This window comes from Streptomyces dryopteridis (assembly GCF_049606955.1).
Classification (GTDB): domain Bacteria; phylum Actinomycetota; class Actinomycetes; order Streptomycetales; family Streptomycetaceae; genus Streptomyces.
Genome location: NZ_CP187113.1, coordinates 224,465 through 238,343 on the forward strand (window position 1 = coordinate 224,465; position 13,879 = coordinate 238,343).

At 73.1% G+C, this 13,879-nt stretch carries 4 protein-coding genes; 2 read left to right on the forward strand and 2 right to left on the reverse strand.

The genetic code is table 11. The features are described 5' to 3' along the window. The first annotated feature begins 126 nt into the window (after positions 1 to 126). Positions 127 to 2,202: a discoidin domain-containing protein gene (locus ACN20G_RS01005; protein WP_424215317.1), complete on the forward strand. Its 2,076-nt coding sequence runs from the start codon at positions 127 to 129 to the stop codon at positions 2,200 to 2,202. Between the two features lie 78 nt (positions 2,203 to 2,280). Here ACN20G_RS01005 and ACN20G_RS01010 read toward each other — a convergent pair whose 3' ends face one another. Both ACN20G_RS01010 and ACN20G_RS01015 read right to left on the reverse strand, forming a co-directional pair. Next, a complete protein-coding gene (locus tag ACN20G_RS01010; protein WP_424210775.1) occupies positions 2,281 to 4,047 on the reverse strand; it encodes a PP2C family protein-serine/threonine phosphatase in 1,767 nt (588 codons plus the stop codon). A gap of 259 nt (positions 4,048 to 4,306) precedes the next feature. Continuing rightward, positions 4,307 to 7,372, reverse strand: coding sequence for an FG-GAP-like repeat-containing protein (locus tag ACN20G_RS01015; protein ID WP_424210776.1), 3,066 nt, complete (start codon positions 7,370 to 7,372; stop codon positions 4,307 to 4,309). A 271-nt stretch (positions 7,373 to 7,643) separates the two neighbouring features. On the opposite strand from ACN20G_RS01015, the gene ACN20G_RS01020 reads away from it, so the two are divergent. Next, positions 7,644 to 13,853 carry an RHS repeat domain-containing protein gene (locus ACN20G_RS01020; RefSeq protein WP_424210777.1) on the forward strand — a complete coding sequence of 2,070 codons (6,210 nt, stop codon included), beginning with the start codon at positions 7,644 to 7,646 and terminating at the stop codon, positions 13,851 to 13,853. The last annotated feature ends 26 nt before the right edge of the window (positions 13,854 to 13,879 follow it).

The following is a 13,879-nucleotide window of genomic DNA, read 5'->3' on the forward strand; positions in this document are numbered from 1 at the left end:
TCTCATGTCTTCTCGGATTCGTGGTGAGTGGGGCTCCTTTCGGCCCGCCTTCTTCTTGACTCGGCGGTAACCCCTGGGGATGCTCGGTGCACATTTGCGCGGACATGACAATTGAGAGTGGTGACGATGACACGACTCGCGCACCGTCGACGCGGCGGCCCCCTCGCCCTCCTCGCCCTGTTGCTGGCCCTGGTCACGGTGCTCCTCGGCCCCGCCCCGGGCAGCCTGGCCGACACGGGCTGGTGGAACCCCACCGCCCGCCCGCAACCCGACTCGGGCATCGGCGTGACGGGTGAGCCGTTCAAGGGGACCGACGCCCAGGGCAAGGTCCGCGGATTCGTGGACGCGCACGACCACCTGATGGCCAACGAGGGCTTCGGCGGCCGGCTCATCTGCGGCAAGCCCTTCTCCGAACTCGGCGTCGCCGACGCCCTCAAGGACTGCCCCGAGCACTATCCCGACGGCAGCCTCGCCGTCTTCGACTTCATCACCAAGGGCGGGGACGGCAAGCACGACCCCGACGGCTGGCCCACGTTCAAGGACTGGCCCGCGAACGACTCCCTGACCCACCAGCAGAACTACTACGCGTGGGTGGAGCGGGCCTGGCGCGGCGGCCAGCGGGTGCTGGTCAACGACCTCGTCACCAACGGTGTGATCTGCTCGGTGTACTTCTTCAAGGACCGCGGCTGCGACGAGATGACCTCGATCCGGCTCCAGGCCCGCAAGACGTACGAGATGCAGGACTACGTGGACCGCATGTACGGCGGCCCCGGCAAGGGCTGGTTCCGCATCGTCACCGACACCGCCCAGGCCAAGCGGGTCATCGAGGACGGCAAGCTCGCCGTGGTCCTCGGGGTGGAGACCTCCGAGCCCTTCGGCTGCAAGCAGATCCTCGACGTGGCCCAGTGCTCCAAGGCCGACGTGGACAAGGGCCTCGACGAGCTGTACGGGCTCGGCGTGCGCAGCATGTTCCTGTGCCACAAGTTCGACAACGCCCTGTGCGGGGTGCGCTTCGACGAGGGCGCCCTCGGGGTGGCCATCAACGTCGGCCAGTTCCTCTCCACCGGCACCTTCTGGAAGACCGAGACCTGCGCGGGACCCCAGCACGACAACCCCATCGGGCTCGGCCTCGCCGCCGACGCCGCTCCGCAGGCCGTCAAGGAGCTGCCCGCGGGCGTGAGCGTGCCCACCTACGCCGGGGACGCCAAGTGCAACGCGCGCGGGCTCACCGAACTCGGCGAGTACGCGGTGCGCGGCATGATGAAACGCAAGATGATGCTCGAACTGGACCACATGAGCGTCAAGGCCGCCGGGCGGGCCCTGGACATCGTGGAATCGCAGAACTACCCCGGCGTCATCTCCTCGCACAGCTGGATGGACCTGGACTGGACCGAGCGGGTCTACGCCACCGGCGGTTTCATCGCCAAGTACATGGGCGGCTCGGAGGGCTTCGTCGCCGAGGCGAACCGCACCAAGGCGCTGCGCGACAAGTACGGCAAGGGCTACGGCTACGGCACCGACATGAACGGGGTGGGCGGCTGGCCCGGCCCGCGCGGCGCCGACGCCCCCAACCCCGTCCAGTACCCCTTCCGCACCGCCGACGGCGGCTCCGTCGTCGACAAGGTGACGGCCGGGCAGCGCACCTGGGACCTCAACACCGACGGCGCCTCCCACTACGGGCTGGTCCCCGACTGGATCGAGGACATCCGCCGGGTCGGCGGCCAGGAGGTCGTGGCCGACATGTTCAAGGGCGCCCAGTCCTACCTCGACACCTGGGGCGGCACCGAACGCCACCGGGCCGGGGTGAACCTGGCCACCGGGGCCGCCGCGAGCGCCTCCACCTCCCAGTGGTGGAACCCCTTCGTGGACTACTCCCCCGGCCGGGCCGTCGACGGCGACCAGGGCAGCCGCTGGGCCAGCGAGTGGAACGACGACCAGTGGTTCCGGATCGACCTCGGCTCCGCGCAGCGGGTCGCCAAGGTCACCCTGGACTGGGAGCGGGCCCACGCCCGCGCCTACCGGGTGGAGACCTCCACCAACGGCGAGACCTGGCGCACGGTCGCGAACGTCACCGACGGGGACGGCGGGCTGGACACCCTCCGCTTCGACGGGGTCAGCGCCCGCTACCTGAGGGTGCAGGGCGTGCAACGCGCCACCGGCTGGGGCTACAGCCTGCACGAGGTGGGCGTGTACGGCTCCTGAGCCGCACGCCGCCGAGCGCACCGGGCCCGGGGCCCGGCGGGACCTCCCGTCCCGTCGGGCCCCGGGCCCCCGCGCGTCTCAGCGGGGCAGGACGGTGACGGTGAGCACGGCGGTGTCGTCGTTGCCGGCCGCCGTGTAGTCGGCGGCGGCGGCCAGCAGTCGGGCCGCCGCGCCCTCGGGGTCCCCGGGGCCGGCCGCCGCGAGGGCCCCGTCCATGACCTCCTCGAAGAAGGCCCCGTCGGCCGAGCGGGCCTCGGTGAGGCCGTCGGTGTACAGGTAGAGGGTGTCCCCGGGACGCAGGATCTCGGTCAGCGGTTCGTAGCGCACGTCGGGGGCGACGCCGAGCAGCAGCCCGCCGGCCGGCAGCCGGCGGACCGTGCCGTCGCGGCGCAGCAGCACGGGGTGGGGGTGGCCGGCGCCCGCGACGCGCAGCTCGTGGCCCTCGGGTCCGGGGGTGAGGACGGCGACGACGGCGGTGACGAAGCGGGTGGCGGCGGAGCGGGTCAGGGAGCGGTTGAGACGGGCCAGGGCGGCCTCGGGGGCGGTCCCGTCCTCCAGCAGGGTGCGCAGGGTGTGCCGGGCCAGGCCGGTGAGGGCGGCGGCCTCGGCGCCCCGGCCGCACACGTCGCCGATGACGAGGGCGGTGGCCCCGTCGGACTCGACCACGTCGTAGAAGTCCCCGCCCACCTCCATGGAGGTGTCGGCCACCCGGTACTCGGCGGAGAAGGCCAGGCCCGGGACCCGGGGCAGGGCGCTGGGCAGCAGGTGCTGCTGGAGCATCCGGACCTGTCGGCGGCGCTCGGCGTGCACCAGGGTGCTGTCGATGGCGAGGGCCGCGCGGTCGGCGAGGTCGGCGAGGAAGTGCGCGGAGGCCACGGGCTGCCGGCGGCTGTAGAGGAAGGTGAGGGTGCCCAGGGCCCGACCGCGCGCCGTCAGCGGGTTGACGCTGACGTGGGTGACGCGCCCGTCGTCGAGGGGCCCACCGGCGAGGCGGTCGCCGTCGAGGGTGAGGGCGTGGCCGCCGGTGAGGGCGCGGCGCAGCAGGGCGGTGAGCCAGGGGTCGGCGGCGACGTGTTCGGCGAGGTGGTTCTGGGCGGCGACGGAGACGTGCGCGTGGGCGTGCGGGCGCGGGTCGCCCTCGGCGTCGGCGAGGTGGATGAGGCAGCCGTCGGCGATGGCGGGGACGGCGAGGCGGGCGATCCGGCCGAGGGTCTCGACGGCGTCGAGGCTGGCGTCCATCTGGAGGGACGCCTCGGCGAGGAAGGCGTCCTGGAGCCGGCGGCGCTGGTTCCAGTCGCGCAGCCGCAGGCGTTCGTCCCCGGCCAGGACCACGTCGCCGACCTGGTGCAGTCGGCGGACCAGGGCGGCGTGGTCGGGGACTTCCTCGGCGAAGCCGACGGCGATGGCCGCGTGGTCCCCGGAGGGCAGGGTGAAGACGCACTCGGCGACGTGGAGCACGCCCGGGCCGAGCACGTCGGGGCCCCCGGGGCGGGCCAGGGCGGCGTAGGCCGCGCGGGTGAACAGGTCCACCCGGGTGCCCTCCCCGACCTCGGTCGCGGGCGGGGGCACGGGCAGGTCCCAGTCGGTGCGCGCCTCGTCGGCATCGGGGACGTGCAGGGCGGGTCGGGTCTCGCCCCGGCCCAGGCGGCGAGTGTAGGACAGGCGGGTGCCGGTCCAGCGGTAGCCGACGACGGTGCGGACCCCGCACGCGTCGACGAGGGCGGGGTAGAGCTCGGGGGCGATGCCGGTGATGTCGCCGACGCCGGTGGCGCAGGTCCACAGGGCGTGCAGACGGACCGACCAGTCCTCGTCACCGGTCCATGTGACCGTGTCGGCCGTACCCATCGCGCGCACCCCCGTCCGTCCGTCGCGCGCCGCCCGCGCGCGGGTCCGATCCGAAGCGCCGGAACCGCAAGAACCCTACGACACGCGGGGCGGCGGGGCACCCGTGCCGGAGGCGGGCGACCGGGTCCGTTCGGGTCATGATCGTTCGCGGTGGCGGCCGGTGTGCCGCCGGACCGTCCGGTGATCGGTTCCGCCGGTACGCCGCGACCCCGGCGGGGGGTGCCGGGGTCGCGGGAGAGGGCGGGACGGGGGGCGGTGGTCAGCTGAGCGAGGCGAATGCCTGCCAGCCGCTGGTGCCGACCTGGACCGGGGTCCCGACGAGGTCGGGGCGCATCCACAGCTTGCCGTCGGGGGTGTTGGCCCACAGGGCGGGCCGGCCGCCGACCCCGCCGGGGGCCGCCGTGAGCAGCGGGTGCGCGGCGGCGGTCAGACCGGTCGCGATCACCTTGGCGGCGGGGCCGGAGCCCAGGCCCTGTCCGTCGGGTCCGGTGCCCTCGTAGAGCCGCAGGTCACCGGTGGTGCGGTGGCGGGCGAGCAGGTCCACGCGGCCGTTGCCGGTGCGGTCGCCGGGGGCGAGGAGCTCGTAGGGGTCCCAGGCGTTGGCGCCGATCAGGACCGGAGGCCGGTCGTAGTCGAGGTAGCCGGAGGGGTGCCCGAAGTACAGCCACAGCTGGTTCTTCGACTTGACGACGAGGTCGGGGTGGGCGGGGGCGCCGTCCTCGACCGCGCCGTCCACATCGCCGATGGCGAGGATCTGGTCGGCGTCGCGGAAGTGGTCGTTCTCCTCCTCGAACACCTCCAGGCGGATCCGCTCACGGTCGCAGGCGCCGCCCGCGGCCTCCTCGCCGTACGCGGAGCAGGCGTGCCCGTAGCCGTTGTTGGGGAGGACGTCCAGCACCCGCGAGCCCTTCGGGCCGGTGAGCGCGATCAGGTCCTCGTAGCCGTCGTCGGTCCAGTCCCCGCGGTGGGTGAGGGAGGCGCCGGCGAGGGAGCCGGCGGCGGCCCTGCCCTGGTTGGCCAGGCGCCCGTCCCCGCGGCCGGAGTAGAGCAGCAGTTCGCCGCCGGGCTTGAGGGCGTACACGTCGGGCACGCCGTCGCCGTTGAGGTCACCGGGCTTGTCGGCCTCGGCGGCGCGGTTCACGTAGAAGAGGTAGGTGCCGGTGTCGGAGCGGTTGCCGGCCACGTCCAGGGAGCGGGCGTAGAGGTTCTGGGGGCCGACCACGGGCGGCTTGAGGGTGAGGGTGACGGGCTTGCCGCCGCTGGTGTTCGCGGTCTTGACGGCCGGGTCCCATGAGGTCCACCACTCGTAGCGGTTGACGTCGCCGATGCCGTTGGCGCCGAGGGTGAAGCGGCCCTCGGTGCGGGCCGCCCCGGTCCGGTCGGGCCAGCCGGCCGAGCCGTCGGGGAACTCGGGGGAGGTGACGGTGGGGGGCACGCTGGGGCGGGTCTGGTCGACGATGAAGCGGCACACCGGGGACCAGGCGGAGACGGAGGAGCCGTCGTCGGCCTGGACCTGCCAGGAGTGCTGCCGGCCGCTGACGAAGGCGCTCTTGGGGATGACGACCTTGGCGACGTTGCCGGAGGTGACCGAGACCACCTTCTCGAACAGGACGGTGCCGGTGCCGGTGCGCCACATCTTGAACCGGCCCTTGACGGTGCCGCCGTCGGGGTCGGAGATGGTCGAGAACAGCTCCACGTCGGTGTTGCCGACGGTGGTGCTGGGCTCGGCCGTGCACTGGGTGGCGGGGTTGGTGCGCTGCCCGGCCGGCGGGTTGGGGGTGGAGTTGTACTCGGTGGAGAGCACGGCGGTCTTCGCGTCGAACTTCTTCCAGCCCAGGGCGTCGCTCTCGCTGCTCGCGCGCAGGCCCAGGGTGGAGGTGGGCCACTTGTTGGCGGAGGCGAGTTCGGCGACGGAGCGGGTGTCGAACTCCAGGTTGCCGGCGGGGCAGTTGGCGCCCCAGCCCTTGGCGGCGTTGACCGTGCCGACCTTGGCGGCCCAGGTGGGCTGCTTGTTCCAGGTGGTGCCCGAGTTGATGGTGTTGGTCCGCCACAGTTCGACCGGGCGGGCGGTGCAGCTCCAGGAGTGGGTGTTCTTGATCCTGAAGGTGGACTTGACGATCTTCTTGCCGTGCAGGGGCTTGGTGTCCATCGTGAAGAGGGAGCGCCAGGTGCCGCCGGTGTCGGTCTCGTGGCCGGAGCGGGCCACGCCGGAGGAGTGGTTCCAGTAGGAGGTGGTCGGGTACTTCTTGGCGACCGAGGTCCAGTTGGAGCGGGAACCGCCGACGGTGGGGTCGATGTAGACGGGGAAGACCGTGTCGGGGTCGTTGAGCAGGGCGCGGTCGGGCACCAGGGCGAGCCCCTCGTCGCCGACGCTGACCGGCATGGTCCGTTCGACGGCGCCGACGCGCGGTTCGAAGACGTCCTCGGCGGGGCCGGCGGGCGCGCCGCCCCGTGCGGCGAGGAGTCGGTCGAGGGCCTCGGCGTCGCGCGGCGCGGGGGTGCTCGCGGCGAGGGAGGCGCCGGAGTCGGCGGGGAGCCCGGCGGAGTCCCACATGACGGGGGTGGGGGCGGTGAACACCTCCTGGCCGGCCGGGTTCAGGGCGCGCAGGTTGCCGGCCGCGTCGGCCTCGACCTCGACGCCCTCGCCCGCGAGGTCGAACCGGAGCCGGTCGAGGGCGGGGTTGCGGGCGGCCTCGGGGGTCTTGACGACGAGGAGTTGCCGGAAACCGGTGACCTCGGCCTTCATCCGCAGGTCCACCCCGGGGAGCACCTCGGGGTAGGTGGCGGTGTCGGCGGTGAGGACGGGGCGGGGCAGGGGGGCGGGCCAACCGACCGTGAGGGAGCGGCCGTCGCGGGTGATGGTGGCCAGGGGGCCCTCGCCGCCGCCGGAGAACTCCAGCGCGACGGTGGTCGCGACGGGGGCGACGGTGCCGCGGTCGGTGGCGCGCAGGGTCTCGTCCACGGGCACGTACCGGTCACCCTGGCGCACGCGGACGGGCAGCAGGGAGCTCTCGCGGGTGAGGGTGCCGTGCGGGTTGGCGTACACGGTGGCGAACTCGGTGCGCAGTGCGGTGACTTCGACGGGTTCGCCGGTGCGGGCGGCCCGCTCCAGGGCCTCCTCCTCCCCGATGCCGGAGGTGACCGCGCCGGGGTTTCGGGCGGATTCCTCGGCGGCGGCGCGGGCGGCGCCCCCGTCCGGCACGGGTGCGGCCACGGCGGTCCCGGCGAGGGACACCGGGCCCGCGGCGAGACCCAGTACGAGGGCGCAGGCCATCGGAGTGCGGGCGAATCGGCTCGCGCCGCGCCTCCGTTGGGATGCTGACATTTTCTGCCCTTCCGTCAGTTCGACTCGCCGCGATTCGGCAAGGGCAAGGTATAGCACAGGTAAAGTAGGGTCTTTCGGCCTGTCCGTTTGGGGACTTCCGCATTCCGGCGGGGCGTAAATGATCGGTAAAGTCTTCGCGATCTTGATCATCGATCCCGTTGGGGGAATCGTGCGCGGCCAACCCGCCGAACCGGGAATCCAGGACTGGGTTCCGACCGGACGCAGAAGAAACACCAGAGCCGGCAGACGGGCCGCCCGGGCCGTCACCACCGTGACCGCCGTCGCCGTGCTGGGCGGGCTGGTGACGGCCGAGGCCCTCGCCATGACCCCGTTGCGGCTGCCCGACCTCCAGGAGACCCGCCCGGTCCCGGTGGGCCGGGTGGACACCACACCCGCGGGCCCGGACGACGCGGCCGCCGACGCCCGTCGCCACGCCCCCGAGGTGACCTGGCCCGCGCCCGGGGTCGTCACCGCCGCGTTGCCCTCCGAGGGCCGGGACCGCTCGCTGGCGCCCGGCGGCCTGCCGCTGACCCTGCGCTCCCCCGGCGGCCCGGCCGCCGCGCCCGCCGGAGGGGACCTGCGGGTCGAGGTGCTGGGTCGGGACGCGGCCGAACGCGTGGGGGTGGACGGCCCGCTGCTGGCGGCCGAGACCCCCGCCGGTACCGGCGGCGAGACCGAGCTGACCGTGGACTACTCGGGCTTCCGAGAGGCGTCGGGGGCCGGTTGGGCCTCCCGGCTGCGGCTGGTGCGGCTGCCCGAGTGCGCCCTGACCACGCCCGAGGCGCCGGAGTGCCGGCCCGAGCCGGTGGCCGGGGCGCGCAACGACGTGCGCGCCGGCACCGTGACGGGCCGGATCGCGCTGCCCGCCCCCGTGCCGGTCGCCGGCACCTGGGCCACCGGCGCGCCCGCGAGCTCGACCCCCGTGCGCACCCTGTACGCGTTGCGGGCGGCCCCGGCCGGGCCGGACGGGGACTTCAAGGCCAGTTCCCTCTCGCCCTCCGGCACCTGGCAGTCGGGCTCCTCCTCCGGCGCGTTCACCTGGACCTACCCGATGGGCCTGCCGCCGGTCCCGGGCGAGGTGGCCCCCGACCTGGCGCTGAACTACAACTCCGCCTCCCTCGACGGCCGCACCGCCGCCACCAACAACCAGGCCAACAACGTCGGCGACGGCTGGACCCTGGAGCCCGGCTTCGTCGAACGCCGCTACCGCTCGTGCAACGAGGACATGAAGGGCGGCAACAACAAGGCGAAGAACGGCGAGCAGTGCTGGGCCACGGACAACGCCGTGCTCTCGCTGAACGGCTTCTCCAACGAGCTGGTCAAGGACGACCGGACCGGCACCTGGAAGCTCCTCAAGGACGACGGCAGCCGGATCGAACGGATCAAGGACCCGGCCCGCGACAACGGCACCCACGAGGGTGAGTACTGGAAGCTGACCGACGCGGGCGGCACCCAGTACTTCTTCGGCTACCACAAGCTGCCCGGGTGGACCTCGGGCAAGCCCACCACCGACTCCGCGTGGACCGTGCCGGTGTACGGCAACCACGCGGGAGAGCCGGGGCACAAGCCGGCCTTCGCGGACTCCATGACCCGGCAGGGCTGGCGCTGGAACCTGGACTGGGTGGTGGACCCGCGCGGTGACGCCATGGCCTACCACTGGGCCAAGGAGAGCAACCGCTACGGCCGCAACGTCAACGCCTCCACCGGCGCCTCCACGAACACCGAGTACACCCGCGGCGGGTACCTCAAGCGGATCGAGTACGGGCTGCGCGCGGACACCGCCCTGGCCGGCACCCCGGCCGCCCGGGTCACGTTGAACACCGCCGAGCGCTGCCTGCCCGGCAAGGACTTCGACTGCGCCGAGGCCAAGTTCACCAAGGAGAACGCCAAGCACTGGCCGGACGTGCCCTTCGACCAGTACTGCAAGGCCGGCGAGAACTGCAAGAACCGCCACAGCCCCTCGTTCTGGACGCGCAAGCGGATCACCGGCATCACCTCCGAGGTACGGGTCGGCGCCGCCTACCGCAAGGTCGACTCCTGGGCCCTGACCCACCAGTTCCCCTCCCCCGGCGACGGCGCGAGCCCGGCCCTGTGGCTGGCCTCGGTGACCCGCACCGGGCACACCGGCGGCAAGGACCTGGCGATGCCGCCGGTCACCTTCTCCGGCAAGCAGCTGGAGAACCGGGTGGACCGCACCGGTGACGGCATCCCGCCGCTGATCCGCTACCGGGTGCGGGGGATCAACACCGAGTCCGGCGGGACCGTCGCCGTGGACTACTCGGCCCCCGAGTGCACCCCGGCCTCGCTGCCCGCCGAGGAGTCCAACACCAAGCGCTGCTACCCCGTGTGGTGGAACTCCCCCGACGCCCCCGGCGCCGACTCCAAGCCCCTCAAGGACTGGTTCCACACCTACGTGGTCACCGGCATCCGCGAGGAGGACCGGGTCGGCGGCGCCCCGCCCAAGCGCACCGACTACACCTACCTCGGCGGCGCCGCCTGGGCGAAGTCCGAGGACGAGTTCGCCAAGCCCGAACACCGCTCCCACTCCCAGTTCCGCGGCTACGGACAGGTCCGCACCACCGAGGGCGACGGCAAGGACGGACCGCGCGCCCACACCGAGAAGCGGTTCTTCCGCGGCCTGACCGGCAAGCAGGTGCCCGACTCCGAGGGCGTGAACCTCCCCGACGCCCCGCCCCTGGCCGGCATGCAGCGCGAGGAGACCACCCACCTGGCCGGCGCGGTCCTCGACGGCACCTCGGCGACCCCCTGGACCTCCGCGCCCACCGCCACCCGGGCCCGCCCCGGCCTGCCCGACCTCACCGCCCGGATCACCAAGCCCGACGCGGTGATCGCCGAACGCCGGCTCCAGGGCTCCGCCTGGCAGCGCGCCCGGGTGGAACGCGGCTACGACGCCCAGGGGCAGGTCGTCACCGAGTCCGACCTCGGCGACCTCGCGGTCACCGGCGACGAGACCTGCACGACCACCACCTACGCCCGCAACCCCGCCCTGAACATCCTCGACCTCGCCGCCTCGGTGAAGAAGGTCGCCAAGGCGTGCGGGATCACCCCGAACCTCCCGGCCGACCTGATCTCCGAACACCGCACCTACTTCGACGGCTCCACCACCCTGGGCGCCGCCCCCACCAAGGGCGACACCACCCGGGCCGACGAGCAGAACGCCGCCGGCACCGGCTTCGTCACCGTCGAGACCCACAAGACCGACCGGCACGGCCGGGCCGTCGAGACCGTCGGCGCCGCGGGCGCCAAGTCCACGGCCGTCTTCACCCCGGCCCACACCGACGCCCCCACCTCCCTCGTCGCCCGCAACGCCCTCGGCCACACCGAGACCAGCGAGTACGACCCGGGACGCGGCGAGCCGATCGCCAAGATCGACGCCAACGGCAAGCGGCAGGACGCCGACCTCGACCCGCTGGGCCGCGTGGCCCGGGTCTGGGAGAAGGGCTGGTCCAAGGCCGCCAACCCGGACGCCCCGAGCCTGGAGTACGTCTACACCGTCTCGCGGACCGCGCCCTCCTCGGTCGCCGCCCGACACCTGCGGCACACCGGCGAGTACCGCACCGAGTACACCCTGTACGACGGTCTGCTGCGCGAACGCGAGACCCAGGTGCCCTCCGCCAACGGCTCCGGCCGGGTGGTCACGGAGAAGAAGTACGACTCCCGCGGCCTGGAGTGGAAGGTGTACAAGGAGTACCTCGCCACCGGCGAGCCCTCCGCGACCCTGGTCACCGCCGACGACACCAAGGTCCCGCACCTGACCCGCACCGAACACGACGGCGCGGGCCGGCCGGTGCTCCAGATCGCCGAGAAGTACGGCGACGAGCGCAGCCGGGTCACCACCCGGTACGACGGCGGACGCACCACCGTGATCCCGCCCGCCGGCGGCACCCCCACCGCCACCGTCACCGACCTGCGGGACAACGTCGTCGAACGGGTCGAGTACGCCGACACCGGCCTCAAGGTCGGGCACAGCACCCGCTACACGTACACCCCCTCCGGTGAGCAGGCCAGCGTCACCGACCCGACCGGGGCCCGCTGGACGTTCACGTACGACAAGCGCGACCGCGTGGTCAAGGAGGACGACCCCGACAAGGGCGTCACCACCCACACCTACGACGCGGCCGACCGGCGCGTCACCAGCACCGGCGCCGGCGGCGCCACCCTCACCACCGGCTACGACCCGCTGGGCCGCCGCACCTCCCTGAAGCAGGGCGCCACCACGCTCGCCGGCTGGGAGTACGACGCCGTGGCCAAGGGCGAGCAGCACCGCGCGGTCCGCCGCGTCGGCGGCCAGGACTACGTCGTCGAGACCACCGGCCTCGACGGCCGCGACCAGCCCACCGGCACCCGCGTCACCATCCCCGCCCGCGAGGGCGGCCTGGCCGGCAGCTACGAGCTGACCCACGGCTACAACGCCCGCACCGGCCTGCTCGAATGGACCCGGCACCCGGCGTTCGCGGGACAGACCGCCGAACGCGTCACCCACCGCTACTCCACCTCCCTCCCCTACGACCAGGTCGTCTCGACCGTGGGCGGCTCCGGCACCCTCGTCGCGAACATGACCTACGACCCGTTCCAGCGGGTGCTGCGCACCGAGTACGGCTCCGCCGGCCGCAAGGTCTGGGAGAGCAACGAGTACGACGAGCACACCGGACACCTGACCCGCGTGGTCACCGACCGCGAGACGGGCCCCTCCCGGATCGACGACACCCGCTACGGCTTCGACCAGGCCGGCAACATCACCGGCGTGACCACCGAGTCCGGGCAGGACGGCGGCAAGTCCGTCGACACCCAGTGCTTCACCCTCGACGGGCTGCGCCGCGTCACCAACGCCTGGACGGCCACCGACGGCTGCGCCGCCAAGCCCAACGCCGACGGCACCCCCGGCGGCACGACCCCGAAGGTCGGCGGCCCGGACGCCTACTGGCACAGCTTCACCTACGACGCCATCGGCAACCGCAGGACGGAGACCCAGCACGCGGCCCCCGGCAACCCCACCGCGACCACCGACCTCGTCCGCAGCTACGCCTACGGCGAGAACGGCGCCGGCACCCGCGCCCTGACCTCCGTCACCACCAAGAGCGCCGGGCAGAAGGACCGCAAGGACACCTACGGCTTCGACAAGGCCGGCAACACCACCGCCCGCCAGGTCGGCGGCCGCGCCCAGGACCTCGCGTGGGACGCCGAGGGCCGACTCGCGCGGGTCACCGAGAACAACCTGACCACCCACTACACCTACGACGCCGACGGCGCCCGCATCCTGGCCGCCGACCCCACCGGCACCACCCTGACCCTGCCCGGCGGCAACCAGATCCGGATGGACGCCAAGGGCGCCAAGGCCGGCACCCGGTACTACGCGCAGGGCGACAAGACCGTCGCGACCAAGACCGGCGGGCAGACCAGCATCCTGCTCTCCGACCACCACGGCACCGCCTCCGTCGCCGTCCTCCTCGGCGCCGGACAGGCCGTGACCCGCCGCAAGAAGCACATCTTCGGCAACCCGCGCACGGCCCAGCCGGGCAACTGGCCCGGCAACCAGGGCTTCGTGGGCGGCACGATGGACGGCACCGGCCTCACCCACCTCGGGGCCCGCGAGTACGACCCGACCCTGGGCCGGTTCATCTCCGTGGACCCGGTGATCGACACGGCCGACCCGCAACAGATGCACGGCTACACCTACGGCAACAACAACCCGCTGGTGCAGTCCGACCCGGACGGAAAGTTCTTCGGCGCGCTCAAGAACTGGATCTCCGACGTCAGGCGCAAGGCGGAGGAGGCGTACCGCGCCTTCATGCGCTGGATGGCGATCCTGCGGGCCCGTTGGGAGGCCGAACGCCGGGCCGCCGAGGCCCGCGCCCGCGCCGCCGAGGCCGCGCGCAAGGCCCGTGAGGCCCGCGAGGCCGCCGAACGCGCCCGCAAGGCCGCCGAACGCAAGGCCCGCGAGGACGCCCAACGACGGGCCAAGCAGGCCCGGGAGGCCGCCGAGAAACGCCGCAAGGCCCAGGAGCAGAAGAAGAAGGACAACCGGTCGGGGCTGCGCAAGCTCTGGGACAAGGGCGTCGCCAAGGCCGGCGGGGCCATCAAGAAGCACTGGCGCGGAGCGGCCGAGATCGCGGCCTTCGGGGTGTGCGTGGCCGCCTCGGCCGGAGCGTGCATCGTCGCCGGGGCCGCGGTCGCGGGCGCCAAGTGGTTCGCGTCCTCACGAGATCCGAACACCAAGAAATACGGCGCCGGGGACTTCTTCCGGGAAACCGGCATCGGTGTCCTCGGCGGCGCCGCCGGCGCCGCGATCGGCAAGGGCGTGACCCGCGGACTCGGCGGCAACACCACCTTCTGGCGGGCCGGCATGGGCAATGCCGTGTCCTCCAAGGGCGCCGAGAGATACATGAACATGAGCATCAACGCGAAAATGTCGGTGGCCGGCTGCGGAATCGGAGGTTTCAGCCCGAGTTATTGTTCATAGGAGCGTTGCGAACGGCGCCGCCGGCC

Bases quoted from the DNA above. Each gene is read 5' to 3' on its own strand.
- ACN20G_RS01015 (WP_424210776.1), bottom strand. From the start codon at position 7,372: ATGTCAGCATCCCAACGGAGGCGCGGCGCGAGCCGATTCGCCCGCACT.
- ACN20G_RS01005 (WP_424215317.1), top strand. From the start codon at position 127: ATGACACGACTCGCGCACCGTCGACGCGGCGGCCCCCTCGCCCTCCTC.
- ACN20G_RS01010 (WP_424210775.1), bottom strand. From the start codon at position 4,047: ATGGGTACGGCCGACACGGTCACATGGACCGGTGACGAGGACTGGTCG.